Source organism: Arthrobacter sp. Y3223164 (assembly GCF_059091005.1).
Genome location: NZ_JBNHGF010000557.1, coordinates 1 through 1,398 on the forward strand (window position 1 = coordinate 1; position 1,398 = coordinate 1,398).

The 1,398-nt window shown below is 70.1% G+C and carries 2 protein-coding genes; both read right to left on the bottom strand.

Annotated features, from left to right (window positions below):
• A partial coding sequence (locus AC5RUJ_RS16360; RefSeq protein WP_494156258.1) for a glycerate kinase occupies positions 1 to 435 on the bottom strand: 435 nt, incomplete at its 3' end.
• A complete protein-coding gene (locus AC5RUJ_RS16365; RefSeq protein WP_494128268.1) occupies positions 432 to 1,235 on the bottom strand; it encodes a glycerophosphodiester phosphodiesterase family protein in 804 nt (267 codons plus the stop codon). The genes AC5RUJ_RS16360 and AC5RUJ_RS16365, both read right to left, overlap by 4 nt.
• Positions 1,236 to 1,398: the final 163 nt, after the last annotated feature.

The following is a 1,398-nucleotide window of genomic DNA, read 5'->3' on the forward strand; positions in this document are numbered from 1 at the left end:
CCCGGACCCGCCGTCGGTCATGGCCGAGCCGCCCACCCCGAGCACAATCTCGGTGGCGCCCGCGTCCAGCGCCGCCTCAATCAGCTGGCCGGACCCGTAGGAGTGGGCCGTGAGCGCCGACTGCACGCTGGGCTCGGTGAGCAGCAAGCCGGACGCCCGCGCGGTTTCGATGACGGCGGTCTTGCCCTCCGGCCGTTCCAGCATGGCCCAGGATGCGGTGACCTCACGCTCCAGCGGCCCCACCACGCGCTCCGTGTGCTCGGCCGCACCGGCGGAGAGGGCAGCCTCCAAGGTGCCCTCTCCGCCGTCGGCAACCGGGAGCAGCTGCACGTGGGCGTCCGGGTAGACCCGCAGCACGCCCTCGGCCATTGCGGCGGCCGCCTCGGCGGCCGATAAGGTTCCCTTGAACTTGTCCGGTGCAATCAAGACCTTCATGCGGACTCCCTCTGCGGCCAACTGCCGCGTTCAGCCATCACTTCGGCCAGAATATCGGCGCGGTCGGAGACTATTCCATCCACTCCCAGTGCCAGCAGCCGTTCCATCTCTGCGCGGTCGTTGATGGTCCACACGTGCACGTGCAGTCCGGCCCGGCGGCAGCGCCGCACAAACCCGGGCGTGACCACCGTAAACGGACCGTACTTCACCGGCACCTGCACCGCGTGGACGCGGACCAGCCGGGCCATCAGGCCCGCCAGACCTATATAGCCCAGCAAGTATATTGCCAGGGTCGCATACACGCCGGCGGATCCCGCGACGGGCCGGCTCAGGCCGCGCAGCACGCGGAAGCGGCGGCGGTCGGAAAAGGAAGCCACGAGCACGCGGTCGTGCGCGTCGTAGGCCTCGATCAGCCGGGCCAATTCGTCGGCGGCGGCCATGTCCTTCACGTCCACGTTCAGTCGCACGTCCGGCCACGCGGTCAGCAACTCCTCGAACGTCGGGATCGGCTCACCGGATATCCGGACCCGCGCCAGCTGGCCGGCCGTGTGCTCCGCCAGCTCTCCGCGGCCGTCGGTAGTACGCTCCAGCGTCCGGTCGTGGAAGGCCACCAGCACGCCGTCGCGGGTGGACCTGACATCGGTCTCCAGGTAGGCGTAGCCGAGATCGACTGCCGCGCGGAAGGCCGCCATCGAGTTCTCCCGACCGTCCAAGGAGAAACCCCGGTGCGACATGGCCAGGGGCCGGCCCTGCCCGGAACCGGGAAACGTAGGATTGAGGTACGGGCTGGCGCTGCTCACCTTCGGTACTCTACCGGCCCCGCCACGACCGCCGATGAGGAGGAGTCCATGCGTCTTGCCGTGGTGCAGGCTGCCGGGCTGCTCGGCGACGGGTCCCGGCCGCGGTGCCGGATGTGGCTGGAAGAGGCGGCCGGGCTGGGGGCACGGCTGCTGGTGCTGCCCG